This is a genomic window from Microbacterium sp. CBA3102, assembly GCF_007954505.1.
Lineage (GTDB): Bacteria > Actinomycetota > Actinomycetes > Actinomycetales > Microbacteriaceae > Microbacterium > Microbacterium aurugineum.
The window spans coordinates 1,343,728-1,356,946 of the sequence record NZ_CP042412.1; the positions used below are offsets into that span (position 1 = coordinate 1,343,728).

A 13,219-nucleotide genomic window follows, 5' to 3' on the forward strand; every position below is an offset into this window, starting at 1 on the left:
GATGCTCGTCCGTCTTTCGATCTAGCCTGAACTGTCACTATCGCTGTGCCGCGATGTCGGACCACACTTGCCCGAGCGCAGTATCGTTTCCCTCCGCTGCGAGTAGATCGTCCAGTCCAACCCCAAGTGTCCAGGCATTATGGTTGCCCGACCCCCGCCACTTGCGCGGGGTCAGAACCTTGCGATCCACGAGGAACGGAATCACCAGCGATTCGAGGGTGATCGCGTCGTTGCCGAATCGGATGCGGAGGGACTCATCAGAGACGATCGTTGTCCGGTTGAACATGCGTAGGAGCTTTCGCAGTAGCTTGACCTCTAATGCGTCCTCGGGTGGCAGGAGTCCGTCGATCGGCAATTGCTCGGTGTTGAAGGTGAACCCTACGTTGCGGAGAATCTGATCGATGCGCTGAGGAGCGTACTCCCGTGCCTCCTCCCCATCCTCGATCTGCAATCGGACGCCGTCTACCTTGCAGTTGGATAGCTCAACAAATTCCAATCGAGAATGCGAATCCAATTGCAGCTCGCCAAGCGCAAAGTTCTCCAGCTTGACACCCCGCCAATCGATCCCTCGAAGTGAGGCATTGACAAAAGTGCCGTTGGAAAGAGTAACGTTGGAGATCGTGGTGTTCTCAAGGGCGAGGCTCGAGTAGACAACTCCACCTCCAAAGTGCACCGTTTCCGAGAAATCTGCATTATTGACCATGAACGGAATCAAGGTGCCCAGGTTTAGCTGCAGGTAGGTTGGCTTCCATTCCGCTGTGAGATACTCTTCCATGGCGGCGAGGAAAGTTTGGACGGAGTCCTGAGTTCGGTCCAACATCGAGCACGCATATCGTGCGGTGGAGTCACTTAGCTGCGAGATGCTAAGGAAGCGGCCCAGCTCGTGGGTCGGATGGCCTTGCATCACTTTCTCGAGCCGCGCGCGGAGTGCGTATGCGATGAAGTAGTCGCGAAATTCGGGATGATCGAAGCTTCTGTATGTTGCTCCTCCGTCGGGCGGGGCGACAAGCAGCACATGCATTCGGACCATCTCAATTATTTGCTGCCGGAGCCCCGTATCAATCTTCCACTGATCGAGTAAGAGTGCGGTCAGTGTCTCGATAATGTCCAGTGAAAGCCTGTCTTTCTGGCTTCGGTGCATCTCCTCAGCTACATCAGAGAGCAATTGGAGGTGCTGCTCTTCGCTAAGGTACGGCTCGCCGGTTTCGCGAACCTTCCACTTCTCTGAGACCTCCCGCTTGACGAATGCTTCAACTACGGCGGCGACTCCGCTGTAAGGGTCATCAGGGGCGCGAAGAAACTCGTTTGGTGACACCCCATATAGGAGGGTGGCGCGCGCGATTTGCGTCACGAGAAAAGGGCGCGTTACCAACGGGTGCTGAGCGTCCCCGCCCAGCGCGGCGACCATATCCCCGTACATTTGATCCGCGTCGTGCACCGTTCGTCCGTCAACCCTGACCTTCCCGAGGTACTGTCGAACTTCGTCGCCAGTCCACGGTTGCAGTTCCACCTGATCGAACTGACAAGGGTCGGGCACTCCTCGTCGGATGATTCCTCCGCGACGGAGGTAGTCGTCGGTGTCAAAGAACGTTCGTCGCGATGCAGCTACCACTGCCCCCTGCCCGCGAAGTTGAGAGACGAGTGACGCTAGTGCGCCGAGGGCATCCGAGCCTCCTTGCTCCGCTGCAAGCTCGTCGAATCCATCGATTCCGATGACGAGCGCCCCATGTCGCATTAGTCTGACGACGGCTGGCATCCACAGTCCGGCTAGCCGCAACTCAGCCAAGTCTCCCATCAGTGCTTCCGACAGTCGCAGGAGCTGGCGCCCTTGGAGGTCAAGATGCCAGAACAGGTAGTGCGATTCATTGCGGAGGAACCGTTGCGCCTGCACATACTGGTGTTCGCGCAGTAGTGCGGTCTTTCCGTGGCCGGCGTCAGCGGTGATGAAGGTCACACGCGAGGCGAAGGGCGGGAGGTCTTTGCACTGCCGATGGAGGACATCGAGCGCAAGCCCGGTGGAGATATCCTCCGCAGCGCGTTGGAGTGTCACCGGCGCGTCGATGAATCCCTTCACTCCGGTACGTCGTTCCGACAACCGTTGCGCCAGGATGTCCAAGCGAGCCAGAGTATGTGTGAGAAACCGACGATAGGTAATGGTTGTTCCGTCGATGTCAACCAATAGTGCGCCGCCAGCATCACGCCGGAAGACGCCGCTCAACTCGGCGCCGTTGCGCTGGATAATGAAGCTGCCGTCGGAGTCGACAGCCGCATCCGACTCTTCATCGGCGAAGGCAGCAAGGTCTTCAGCCACTTCGGTGAACTCATTCATGGGATTCCTCGATCACGGTCACGCCTTCGGCTTCTAGTAGAGCGGTTGCACGGTCGGCCCGTTCGTCTTCTCGTGGGCAAATTTGAATAATGTGAGCTTCTCCTAGTCGATGCGCCGTAAGCATCGGGGGAACGAAGTCGCTGTCTCCTGAGATGACTACGATTGCTTCATATCCGTCGGGCGTCAACGATGCGGCGACAACATCCGTCGCGATCATGGTGTCGACCATCTTTTGTTCGTGAGAAACGAAAACGTCGGAGGCCGTTGAGGAACAGGCCGGGACGGGGCACTCGCGAGACCCGTGTCGAGTGAAAGACTTTAGTGCCATCGCCGGGCAGGCGGCGGAGGCTTCGTGTGTGCACGAGTCAGGTAGGGGCCGTGGCGCAACCCGTACCCTAGGAAGAGAGCCGCGCACGCGGTAGGTTTCAAGAAGGGGGGCCGTGGGGCCGAAAATTGGTGCCCCCGCCATTTCGATGATTCCGCGTAGGATTCGCCCGGTCGGTAAAGTCCGAGGGAATTGGGGGAGCTCTGGGAGAACGGCAGCCACTTCGCTACCCCTGCGGCTCAGATCAAGATCATCGTACCAGCCTCCATAAAGCCTGACTTCAAACTGGCTTATGGACGGAAGCAGGCTTTCAAGGAGTTGGAGCCATCTAGTCACCCGTTGGCTGACCTCCTCCGCGGTAAAACTCGTTGACGGGGGGAATGCGTTGTCGTAGTCCACAGCGATCAGACAGACCCCGCTCGTATCCATGACTACCATGGCGTAATGCTACGGCTTGCGCATAGAGGACTGGGCGCCGACCTCGCTGCGCCCCGTCATAGTGACGTCGGTTGAGTTGAGTGTTCTGGTCAACATCACTCGGTCGCTCGGGTGAGGCGTGGGATAAGCCAGTTGCGCGATTCGAAATCCGGAGCGGAGGTGAGGTCACCCTAACCTCCGTGTTAGATTAGGCGAGGCTTACCAATGCCGGGCGCGGTCTGCGCCACACTCCCACCCCGAATCGAAGGGAACGCCTGTGCGCACCTCCCGTCTCCTCGCCCTCGGCGCAGCCGCCGCGCTCGCCGTCGGCCTCTCCGCCTGCGCCTCGTCCGCGCCGGAGTCGACGTCCTCCGCCGGGGGCAACCCCGCCTCCGACGACGCTTTCCCCGTCACGATCGAGCACGTCTACGGCGAGACCACGATCACCGAGAAGCCGGAGCGGGTCGCGACCGTCGCCTGGGCGAACCACGAGGTGCCGCTGGCCCTCGGCATCGTGCCGGTCGGGATGAGCAAGGTCACGTGGGGGGACGACGACGACAACGGCGTGCTGCCGTGGGTCGAGGAGAAGCTCGAGGAGATGGGGGCCGAGACACCTGTCCTGTTCGACGAGACCGACGGCATCGACTACGAAGCCGTGGCCGACACCGAGCCCGACGTGATCCTCGCCTCGTACTCCGGCATGACGCAGGAGGAGTACGACACCCTCTCCAAGATCGCGCCGGTCGTCGCCTACCCGGACGTCGCCTGGGGCACCTCGGTGGATGAGATGGTCGAGATGAACTCGAAAGCTCTCGGGCTCGAGGACGAAGGCAAGGCCCTGATCGAAGAGCTGCATGCCGAGTCCGAAGCCGCCCTCGACGAGCACAGCGTCCTGAAGGACAAGAAGGTCCTCTTCGCGTACTTCGACCCGAGCGACCTCAGCACGATCGGCTTCTACACGGCGGCGGACACGCGACCCGGATTCCTGCACAGCCTCGGTCTCCCCTTCCCGTCGATCGTCGAGGAGAACAAGGACACCGAGCTGTTCAACCTCGAGGTGAGCGCCGAGGAGGCGCAGAAGTTCGACGATGTGGATCTGTTCGTGACCTACGGTGACGACTCGACCGTCGCTGCTCTGCAGGCCGATCCGCTGCTGTCGAAGATCCCGGCCATCGCCGAGGGGCGCATCGCGATCCTGCCCAACGCCACGCCGATCGCGGCCTCCGCCAACCCGTCGCCGCTGTCGATCCCGTGGGGACTCGGCGACTACTTCGCGATCCTGGCCGGCCCGCTGGCGTCGTAGTCGTTCGATCCGCTCCCGCGGAATGAGCATTCAGTGACCTCAGCGACCGTCCTCGCGCCGGGTGCCGCAGACCTGCGGCGCCCGGCGCTGGCGCGAACCCTGTGGCTCCTCCTCGGGGTGGTCGTGCTCCTGGTGCTCAGCGTCATGTCGATCGCCTTCGGCGTGCGCGCGGTCTCGTTCGACGACATCGTCGCCGCCCTCGCCGGTCACACCGACACGATCGCCGAGGCCGCGATCGTCAAGCGCATCCCCCGCACGGTCCTCGCGCTCCTCGTCGGCGCGGCACTCGCGCTTTCCGGAGCCACCATGCAGGCGGTCACGCGGAACCCCATCGCCGACCCCGGCATCCTCGGTGTCTCGAACGGCGCCTCGCTCGCCGTGGTGTGCGGCATCGCGTTCTTCGGTCTCGCCGACCCCTACGGGCAGATGACCTTCGCGATCGTGGGCGCCGGTGCCGCCGCCGTCTTCGTGTACACCGTCGGATCCCTCGGGCGCGGAGGCGCGACGCCGCTCAAGCTCGCGCTCGCCGGGGCCGCCACCTCGGCCGCCTTCGCCTCGCTGATCAGCGCGATCATGCTGCCGCGCGTCGACCTGCTGCAGACGTTCCAGTCGTGGCAGATCGGCGGTGTCGGTGGGGCGGAGTGGCCGCGGATCGCGATCACCGCTCCCGTCCTCGCGCTCGGCGCCCTGATCTGCTTCCTGAGTGCGCGCGGCATGAACTCGCTCGCCCTCGGCGACGACATGGCGAAGGGACTCGGCGAACATGTGCTCCGCACCCGCATGGTCTCGGCGCTGGGTGCGGTGATCCTCGCGGGTGCCGCGACCGCGATCGCCGGACCCATCGGGTTCGTCGGCCTCGTGATCCCGCACATGTGCCGGCTCCTGGTCGGCACCGACCACCGGTGGCTGCTCCCGTTCTCGGCCATCGCCGGTGCCGCACTCCTGACGGCGAGCGACATCGTCGGTCGCGTGATCGCTCCCTCCTCCGAGGAGATCCAGGTGGGCATCATCACCGCCATCATCGGAGCCCCGTTCTTCATCTGGATCGTCCGTCGGCAGAAGGTGCGTGAGCTGTGACCACGACCGAGCACACGGAACACACCCTCGCCCGCGACGAGGAGTCCGCATCCGCGCGGATCGCCCGGATCGTCGCAGGGCGTCGCTCGCGCCACCGTCGCCACGCGACGGCCACGATCGTCCTCGGAGTCCTGGTCTTCGCCCTCTTCGCGATCGCTCTGATGGTGGGCAACACGTTCTACACACCGGACGAGGTGATCCGCGTGATCCTCGGTGAGAGCGTGCCCGGCGCCTCCTTCACCGTCGGCGACCTGCGACTGCCGCGGGCGGTGCTCGCCGTCCTCACCGGGTTCGCGTTCGGCATGGCGGGCGTCTGCTTCCAGACGATGCTGCGCAATCCGCTCGCCTCGCCCGACATCATCGGCATCTCGAACGGTGCCGGCGCCGCGGCCGTGTTCGGCATCATCGTGCTGTCGGTCAACGGCCCGGTCGTCTCCGCGCTCGCGCTGGCCGGCGCGGTGCTCACGGCCCTGGCGATCTATCTGCTCGCGATCAAGGGCGGCTTCGCCGGCACCCGCTTGATCCTGATCGGCATCGGTGTCGCGGCGATGCTGCAGAGCGTCATCTCGTACCTGCTCTCCCGTGCGGCGAACTGGGACATCCAGACCGCGATGCAGTGGCTGACGGGAAGCCTCAACAACGCGTCCTGGGAGCGGGTGCTGCCGATGGCGATCGCCGCGGCGATCATCGTGCCGCTGATGCTGTCGCAGGGTCGCGCGCTGGGGACCCTCCGGCTCGGCGACGACTCCGCCGCCGGACTCGGTGTCCGCGTCGACGCCACACGCCTGCTGCTCATCCTCGGCGCGGTCGCGCTGCTCGCGTTCGCGACCGCGGCCACCGGCCCCATCGCCTTCGTCGCGTTCATGGCGGGCCCCATCGCCGCCCGCATCACCGGGCCCGGGGCGAACCTGCTCCTGCCGTCGGCCTTCGTCGGCGCCGTGCTCGTGCTCGCCGGCGACCTGATCGGCCAGTTCGCCTTCGGCACCCGCTATCCCGTCGGCGTCATCACCGGCGTGGTCGGTGCGCCGTACCTGATCTATCTGCTCATCCGCACCAACCGCTCCGGGGGTTCGCTATGACCGTCTCGCACAGCCTGTCGGCCGAGGGGGTGACGCTCGCGTACGGCGACCGCACCGTCATCGACGGCCTCGACCTGCAGATCGCTCCTGGACGCATCACCGCGATCGTGGGCGCGAACGGCTGCGGCAAGTCGACGCTGCTGCGCTCGCTGGCCCGCCTGCTCTCGCCGACCGCGGGGCAGATCGTGCTCGACGGCGCCTCGGTGCACTCCCGTCCGACCAAGGAGGTCGCGCGGATCCTCGGTCTGCTGCCGCAATCGCCCATCGCGCCCGAGGGGATCGCGGTCGCCGACCTGGTCGGTCGAGGGCGGCACCCGCACCAGAAGATGCTCGCGCGGTGGAGCGCGCACGACTACGAGGTCGTGGCGGACGCGCTCGATGCGACCGGCATCTCCGATCTGGCCGACCGCAGCGTGGACGAGCTCTCGGGCGGACAGCGGCAGCGCGTCTGGATCGCGATGGCTCTCGCGCAGGAGACGGACATCCTGCTGCTCGACGAGCCGACCACGTTCCTGGACGTCGCGCACCAGGTCGAGGTGCTGGACCTGCTGACCGACCTGAGCGTGTCACGCGGCACGACCATCGTCATGGTGCTGCACGACCTCAACCTCGCCGCCCGCTACGCCGACGAACTGGTCGCCATGAAGGACGGCAGGGTGCATGCAGCGGGAGCCCCGCACGAGGTCGTCACCGCCGACCTCGTCGAAGAGGTCTTCGGCCTCGCCAATCAGATCACCATCGACCCGGTCTCCGGTACGCCGATGGTCACACCCATCGGGAGGCATCATGTCCGCTGAGACGACCACGACCGAGCGTCCGACCTACATCCTCACCCGCGCCGAGGTGCGCGCCGTGGTCCGGGTCTCGCCCTCGTTCGTGCGGGTGACCTTCGGCGGGGACGACCTGTACGAGTTCGGGACCCCGGGCGAGGTGTTCGACAGCCGCATCAAGCTGGTTTTCCCGCCGGCATCCGGGGTGCTGCCCGAGCTCGACCGCGCATCGGACAACTGGTGGCAGGCGTTCCTGGCGGTGCCGGAAGAGGAGCGCGGCTCGATGCGCACCTACTCCGTGCGGGACCTCCGGGTCGACGACGAGACCGGGACCGAGGTCGACGTCGACTTCGTGCTGCACCTCGAGCCGGGGCTGACCGGCCCCGCGTCGCTGTGGGCGGACCAGGCCGCGGTCGGGCAGGAGCTGTACCTCGTCGGACCGCGTCGCGGCCTCGGCGTCGATACGCACGGCGGTGCCGAGTTCCACCCCGGACGTGCTCCTTCGGTCGTGCTCGCGGGGGATGAGACGGCGGCCCCGGCGATCGCCCGCATCCTGGAGGACGCCCCTCGCGGGCTACGCGGTGTCGCGTTCATCGAGGTGCCGACTCCGGCCGACGTGCTGCGCATCGATGCACCGACCGGTGTCGAGGTGCACTGGCTGCCGCGCGACGCCGGTGAGCCGCACGGCCTGCACCTGATCCCTGCGGTCCTCGGCTACCTCGGCGACGCCGACGCCTCGGACGAGATCCGCGTGAAGGACATCGACGGCGAGGACCTGCTGTGGGAGACGCCGGCGTACTCCGGCCTCGGTGAGGAGATCGCCGCCGCCGATGCCCCGGCTGAGCGCTACTTCTGGATCGCGGGGGAGAGCGGCGTGGTCACCACTCTGCGCCGACACCTCGTGAAGGACCTCGGCATCGACCGCGGGCAGGTGGCGTTCATGGGCTACTGGCGCCGCGGTGTCGCGATGCGGGGCTGACATGATGACGCAGACCCACGCCCTGCAGGGCGAATCCCTCGTGCTCGGATACGGTCGTGCCCGGGTGGTGCACGATGTCTCGCTGCGCCTCGCCCCCGGAAGGGTGACGGCTCTCATCGGCCCCAACGGCAGCGGCAAGTCGACCGTCCTGCGCGCGCTCGCCCGCCTGCACCGCATCGAGGCGGGGAGTGTGCGCATCGGCGGTGACGAGACGCGCGACGCCGCCGCCCTCTCGGCGAAGGAGTTCGCGAAGACCGTCGCGATGCTCTCGCAATCGCGGCCGCATCCCTCCGGCATCGAGGTCTCCGACGTCGTGGCGTACGGTCGTCACCCGCACCGGGGTCGCTTCTCCGGTGTCAGCGACGCCGACCGCACCGCCGTCGCGCGGGCACTCGAGCTGACCGGACTCACCGCCATGGCTGCCCGTCCCGTCGACCAGCTCTCGGGCGGCGAACTGCAGCGCGTGTGGCTGGCGACCGCGCTGGCGCAGGAGACCGGCGTGCTGCTGCTCGACGAGCCGACGAACCACCTCGACCTGCGCTATCAGGTGGAGACGCTCGACCTGGTGCGCGAGCTCGCCGACGACCATGGCACCGCCCTCGGTGTCGTGCTGCACGACCTCGACCACGCGGCATCCGTCGCCGACGACGTCGTGCTGCTGCACGCGGGGCGAGTGCACGCGGCCGGCACTCCCGCCGAGGTGCTGACCGGCGAGAACCTCTCCACCGTCTACGGCCTGCGCATCGACACCGAGATCGATGAGGAGACCGGCCTCGTGCGGGTGCTCCCGCGAGGTCGGCACCACCGCCGACACCGGACCCCCGCGGCATCCTGAACCCCCTCACACCTCCCGGAGGAAGAACCGAATGAAGAAGAAGTCCCTCGCCCTGATCACCCTCGGTGGCGTGCTCGTGATGGCCCTCGCCGGCTGTGGCACGACCCAGGCTCCCACCGCCGCCGACCCCGACGCCTCGGGCTCGACGAGTGCGGGCTGCGGCGACGACACCACCGCGACTTCGACCGGCGCCGTCTCCGTCACGGACGACCTCGGTCGCACGGTCGAGCTCGACAAGCCCGCCGAGCGGATCGCGGTGCTGGAGTGGCAGCAGATCGAGGATGCGCTGTCGCTGTGCATCACGCCGGTCGCGGTCGCCGACGCCGAGGGCTACAGCACGTGGGTCACCGCGGAAGAGCTCCCGGAGGGCGTGACCGACGTCGGCACCCGGCAGGAGCCGAACCTGGAGACGCTGTTCGGAACCGAGCCCGACCTCGTGATCGTCGAGGTCAGCGCCGCGGACGACCCCATCGTCTCCCAGCTCGAGGCCTACGACGTGCCGGTGCTCGCGACCGTCGGTGCGGATGCCGCCGACCCCATCGCGAAGATGCTCGGAACGCTCGACCTCATCGCCCAGGTGACCGGACGCGAAGAGCGCGCTGCGGTGGTCGCCGACGAGTTCCAGGAGCACCTCGACGCGGCCTCGGCCGAACTCGCCGATCTGGATCTGCCCACGAAGGAGTTCGTGTTCTTCGACGGCTGGGTCGACGGTGGCAACGTCGCTCTGCGCCCGTTCGGCCAGGGCTCGCTGGTGGGTGAGATCGGCGAGAAGCTCGGTCTCGAGAACGCGTGGACCGGCGAGGTCGACCCCACCTACGGCCTCGGACAGACCGATGTCGAAGGCATGACCACGGTCGGCGACGCCAGCCTGTTCTACACGGGCACGGAGGACCCCGAGTCGGAGAGCTTCATCGACGCTCTGCAGGGCAACCCGGCCTGGACCTCGCTGCCCGCCGTCGCCGATGACCGCCTCACCGCGTTCCCTGCCGGGATCTGGACGTTCGGCGGACCGCGCTCGACCCAGCAGATCATCGACGGCTACGTCGAGGTGCTCTCGAAGTGACGGGAGCCCTTCGCCTCGATGACGCGGCGGCGACGACGAAGCCGGCGCATCCGGTGCCCGTCGTCGCGCTCGACGAGGCGGAGGGACGCCGACCGCACGCTCTGCTCACGGGCATCGGGGCTCTCGTGGCCCTCGCCGTGGTGCTCTTCGCGGTGGCCTGCTGGCATCTCACCCAGGGCACGAGCGGTGCCGTCTTCGCCGACCCGGACGTGCTGTGGGGGTCGCGGGTGCCGCGCCTGGCCGCGGGCATCGCCGTGGGCGTGGCGCTGGGCGTGGCGGGCATCCTCCTCCAGTCGCTCGCTCGCAACGCCCTGGCCTCGCCGGACACCCTGGGCGTGACAGCCGGCTCGTACCTCGCGGTCACGGCGCTCGCGGCGTTCGGCATCGCGGTGCCGGTGTGGGCGTCGGGCGCCGTCGCGTTCGCCGGCGGCCTCTTCGCCGCGGGGATCGTGCTCGGACTCGCCGGCGGTGCGGGCTCGTCCACCACGCGGCTGATCCTCGCGGGGACGGCCCTCGCCCTCGCGTTCCAGGCCTGCACCTCGACCCTGCTCATCCTGTTCGACGAGGAGACGAAGGGTCTGCTCGCGTGGGGAAGCGGCAGCCTGTCCCAGCTCGGCCTGACCGCGTTCCTCCAGGCGGCCCCGGTCGTGGTCGTGGTGACCGGGGCGGCGCTGTTGCTGGCACGGCGGCTCGACATCCTGGCGCTCGGCGACGACACGGCATCGTCCTTGGGCGTGCCGATCCGCTCGACCCGGGCCATCGGCATCCTGCTCGCCGTCACGCTCACCGCGGTGTCGGTGACGCTCGCGGGGCCGATGGGTTTCGTCGGACTGTGCGCGCCCGTGCTCGCCCGCCTGCTGTCGCGCGTCGTGCCGAGCCTGAACCGCCACCTGCTCTTGATCCCCGCCGCCGGGTTGCTCGGCGCGATCGTCGTGATCCTCTCGGATGCTCTGCTGCGAGCGATCATCGGGGCCGAGGCGGCGATCCTCATCCCGACCGGAGTCGCGACGACACTCCTCGGAGCGATCGTGCTGGTGCTCATGGCACGGCGTCTGCGCGACGCCGGTCCCACACGGGAGCCTCCGCGGGTGCGGTTCGGAGTGCGCAGCCGGCTGCGGTTCCGCATCGCCCTGGCCGTCGTGGTGCTCGGGGTGGTCGGGGTGCTGCTCCTCGGCCTGCTCGCCGGGCACACATGGCTGCTGACCGGCGACATCGCGCTGTGGCTGCAGGGCGAGGCGCCGCCGGTGATCGCCTTCGCGTTGGACGAACGCGCGCCGCGCATCGTGGCCGCGCTCGTCGCCGGTGGGGCGCTCGCGCTGTCCGGCACCATCATCCAGGGGGTGAGTCGGAACCCGCTGGCCGACCCGAGCATCCTCGGTGTCACGGGCGGTGCCGGACTCGGTGCCGTGCTCGTGATCACGAGCGCCGTCTCGTCCACTGCGGGCATGATCGCGGGCGCCGTCGCCGGGGCGCTGCTCGCCTTCGCCCTCGTCTATCTGCTGTCGTGGCGCGGCGGGTTGAACGCCGACCGGTTCCTGCTGATCGGCATCGGTGTCTCGTACTTCTCGGTCTCGCTCACGACGTTCTTCCTGCTGCGGTCGAACCCCTGGGACACCCCGAAGATCTACACCTGGCTTTCGGGCACGACGTACGGCCGGGTGTGGGATCAGGTGCTGCCCCTCGCGCTCGTGCTGGTGATCGCGCTGCCGTTCGTGGTGATGAGCCGTCGCGAGCTCGACGTGCTGGCCCTCGATGAGGACACCCCGAGGCTCGTCGGCATCCGCCTCGAGCCCGTGCGTCTGACGCTGCTGGTCGTGGCGGCGGTGCTCGCAGCGCTCAGCGTGACGGCGATCGGCGTGATCGGCTTCGTGGGACTCGTCGCCCCGCACGCGGCACGAGCGCTCGTCGGGGCCACGCACGCCAGGGTGATTCCCGTCGCCGTGCTGCTGGGAGGTCTGTTGGTGGGGGTCGCGGACACGATCGGGCGCACCGTCATCGCCCCCGCGCAACTTCCCGCTGGACTCGTGGTGGCGCTGATCGGAGCCCCGTACTTCGTCTGGCTGCTCTGGCGCTCGCGCGACGCGTAGGCCCGGCTTCGAATCGCGCAAATGGCCCCATTCCCTGACGGGATGAGGCCATTTGCGCGATTCGAACGGGGGTTACTTCTGGAGGAAGTCCTTCAGCGCCGCGTTGACCTCGTCGGCGTGGGTCCAGAGCAGACCGTGCGGGGCTCCCTCGACCTCGACGTAGTCGGCATCCGGCACCGCCTGGTGGAAACGGCGCGCGGTCGCGTCGATCGGGAGGATGTTGTCCTTCGTGCCATGCAGGATCAGTGTGGGCTTGGCGGCGGCGCGCACGGCCTCGACGTCCCCACGGAAGTCCTCGATCCAGGACGAGACGACCGCGTAGGCGGCGACGGGGGCGCTGCCGATCGCGACGTTCCAGCTCCCGGTGACGGCCTGCTCGCTGATGCGCGAGCCCAGGTTCTCGTCGAGGTTGTAGAAGTTCTTGTAGAAGTCGGTGAACCACGCGAAGCGGTCGCCCTTGGCGGCGGCCTCGATGCCGTCGAAGACCTCCTGCGGCACGCCCTCGGGGTTGTCGTCGCGCTGCACGAGGAAGGGTTCGAGCGAGGCGAGGAAGGCGAGCTTCGCGACGCGGTCGTGGCCGTACGTGGCGACGTAGCGCGCGAGCTCTCCGGTGCCCATCGAGAAGCCGACGAGCACGACGTCACGCAGATCGAGGGTTTCGAGCACGGTGTTGAGGTCGGCGGCGAACGTGTCGTAGTCGTACCCGACGTTGACCTTGGAGGATCCGCCGAAGCCGCGCCGATCGTAGGTGATGACCCGGTACCCCTGGGCGAGCAGCTCGCGGGTCTGACGCTCCCAGCTGTGTCCGTCGAGCGGATACCCGTGGATCAGGACGACGGGCTGACCCGATCCCTGGTCTTCGTAGTAGAGCTCGATCGGGGTGCTGTTCTCGTTTCCGACGGTGATGTAGCCCATGATCCGGGTCCTTTCGGTTGAGAGGAGAACGGTCGTTCTC

11 protein-coding genes are annotated in these 13,219 nt (G+C 67.2%); 8 read left to right on the forward strand and 3 right to left on the reverse strand.

Annotated features, from left to right (window positions below; genetic code table 11):
- Positions 1-37 precede the first annotated feature (37 nt).
- Both FGL91_RS06445 and FGL91_RS19385 read right to left on the reverse strand, forming a co-directional pair.
- Positions 38-2,329 (reverse strand): NACHT domain-containing protein, encoded by a 2,292-nt coding sequence (locus tag FGL91_RS06445; protein WP_153243404.1) that lies wholly within the window; start codon positions 2,327-2,329, stop codon positions 38-40.
- Entirely contained in the window at positions 2,322-2,558 is a 237-nt protein-coding gene (locus FGL91_RS19385; RefSeq protein WP_194239329.1) for an NYN domain-containing protein, read from the reverse strand. The genes FGL91_RS06445 and FGL91_RS19385 overlap by 8 nt, the downstream gene beginning before the upstream one ends.
- 790 nt (positions 2,559-3,348) lie before the next feature.
- Between FGL91_RS19385 and FGL91_RS06455 the strand changes: the two genes are divergently transcribed.
- From FGL91_RS06455 to FGL91_RS06490, 8 genes are read left to right on the forward strand one after another with little or no spacing between them, the layout of a single operon-like run.
- Entirely contained in the window at positions 3,349-4,374 is a 1,026-nt protein-coding gene (locus FGL91_RS06455) for an iron-siderophore ABC transporter substrate-binding protein (RefSeq protein ID WP_047523281.1), read from the forward strand.
- 33 nt (positions 4,375-4,407) lie between these two features.
- Positions 4,408-5,451: a FecCD family ABC transporter permease gene (locus tag FGL91_RS06460; protein ID WP_153243406.1), complete on the forward strand. Its 1,044-nt coding sequence runs from the start codon at positions 4,408-4,410 to the stop codon at positions 5,449-5,451.
- The gene (locus FGL91_RS06465) at positions 5,448-6,530 is read left to right on the forward strand and encodes a FecCD family ABC transporter permease (RefSeq protein WP_153243407.1); all 1,083 of its coding nucleotides are present in this window, start codon (positions 5,448-5,450) and stop codon (positions 6,528-6,530) included. Before FGL91_RS06460 ends, FGL91_RS06465 begins: the two co-directional genes overlap by 4 nt.
- Positions 6,527-7,327, forward strand: coding sequence for an ABC transporter ATP-binding protein (locus tag FGL91_RS06470; RefSeq protein ID WP_153243408.1), 801 nt, complete (start codon positions 6,527-6,529; stop codon positions 7,325-7,327). Before FGL91_RS06465 ends, FGL91_RS06470 begins: the two co-directional genes overlap by 4 nt.
- Positions 7,317-8,279, forward strand: coding sequence for a siderophore-interacting protein (locus FGL91_RS06475; RefSeq protein WP_153243409.1), 963 nt, complete (start codon positions 7,317-7,319; stop codon positions 8,277-8,279). The genes FGL91_RS06470 and FGL91_RS06475 overlap by 11 nt, the downstream gene beginning before the upstream one ends.
- A 4-nt stretch (positions 8,280-8,283) precedes the next feature.
- Complete coding sequence (locus tag FGL91_RS06480) at positions 8,284-9,114, forward strand: ABC transporter ATP-binding protein (protein ID WP_153244683.1); 831 nt, start codon at positions 8,284-8,286, stop codon at positions 9,112-9,114.
- Between the two features lie 31 nt (positions 9,115-9,145).
- On the forward strand, positions 9,146-10,177 hold the full coding sequence (locus tag FGL91_RS06485) for an iron-siderophore ABC transporter substrate-binding protein (protein WP_153243410.1): 1,032 nt from the start codon (positions 9,146-9,148) through the stop codon (positions 10,175-10,177).
- Positions 10,174-12,264, forward strand: a complete 2,091-nt coding sequence (locus FGL91_RS06490) for an iron ABC transporter permease (RefSeq protein ID WP_227991942.1) — start codon at positions 10,174-10,176, stop codon at positions 12,262-12,264. The genes FGL91_RS06485 and FGL91_RS06490 overlap by 4 nt, the downstream gene beginning before the upstream one ends.
- A 72-nt stretch (positions 12,265-12,336) precedes the next feature.
- Here FGL91_RS06490 and FGL91_RS06495 read toward each other — a convergent pair whose 3' ends face one another.
- Positions 12,337-13,179, reverse strand: coding sequence for an alpha/beta fold hydrolase (locus tag FGL91_RS06495; protein WP_153243411.1), 843 nt, complete (start codon positions 13,177-13,179; stop codon positions 12,337-12,339).
- Positions 13,180-13,219: the final 40 nt, after the last annotated feature.